The 1,086-nt window shown below is 70.4% G+C and carries 1 protein-coding gene; it reads left to right on the forward strand.

Features of this window, described 5'->3' with window-relative positions; all coding sequences use genetic code 11:
- The coding region (locus RM1_RS25785; protein ID WP_072754436.1) for a TIGR03118 family protein at positions 1–1,084 on the forward strand (1,084 nt) is incomplete at its 5' end.
- Between the last annotated feature and the right edge of the window lie 2 nt (positions 1,085–1,086).

Below are 1,086 nucleotides of genomic sequence, written 5' to 3' on the forward strand. Positions count from 1 at the left end.
AGGCGGCACCTCCTACGAGTTCGTCGGCGATGTCACCGCCTCCCCCGACCCGGCGCTGCGCCAGCTACACCAGGACGGGCTCAAGGAGGTCACCGTGCCCGGCGCCGACTCCGACACCACCGACGCCGGCATCGGCAAGACCACCGGCGTCATCTTCAACCCCGCACCCCTGACCTCGGACAAGTTCGTCGTCACCGGCCAACCGGTACAGGTGGACGGACAACAGCAACTGCTCAGCGGATCCGCGCGCTTCCTCTTCGCCACCGACTCCGGCCACATCTCCGGATGGACCGAACAGGGCCCCGACGGGCAAATCGTCCGCCACAACGGTCCCGCCAAGGATATGTTCGACGGCACCGCTCAGGGCATGAACTTCTTCGGCATCGCCCTCGAACCCGGCGGAGGCGACACCCTCTGGGCCGCCGATTTCGGCGCCGCACCACAGATCCGGCAGTTCGACAAGAACTGGCGACCCGTCCCCACCGAGGGCTTCGCGAACCCGTTCGCGACCGGCGACCCCATCGATCCGGCGGACCCCGGCCGCGGGAACAAGGCCCGCCCCGGCGATCCGGCCCCGTTCAACATCACCACCGTCGGCGACCGCGTCTTCGTCACCTACGCCACCACCAAGGCACCCGGCGGCGGTCCGGCAACCGAATTCGATGCGGGCGAGGAGGACTCCCTCGACGCCGAGCAGGAGGCCGCCGCCCAGGACCGGCCCGACCGCGGGAAGGTGGCCGAGTTCGACGCCGCGGGCACCGTCGTCCGGGTCCTCGACGACCAGGGCCGCCTCAACGCCCCCTGGGGTGTCGCCCTCGCCCCGCCCGAGTTCGGCGCGCTCGGCGGCAAGCTGCTCGTCGGCAATTTCGCAGGCGCCGGACGCATCCTCGCCTTCGACGACGGCACCGGAGACTTCGTCGACTATCTGCGGGACGACGCGGGTGAGCCGCTGGCGGTGGAGGGGCTGTGGGGTCTGTTGTTCGGGAACGGCGAAAGCCTGGGCGACGCCGACGCGCTGTACTTCACCGCCGGACCGGAGGACGAGAAGGACGGCCTGTTCGGCGCGCTCCGGCAGGCGAACTGAGC

Origin of the sequence: Rhodococcus maanshanensis NBRC 100610 (genome assembly GCF_001894865.1) — a bacterium.
GTDB lineage: Bacteria > Actinomycetota > Actinomycetes > Mycobacteriales > Mycobacteriaceae > Rhodococcus_G > Rhodococcus_G maanshanensis.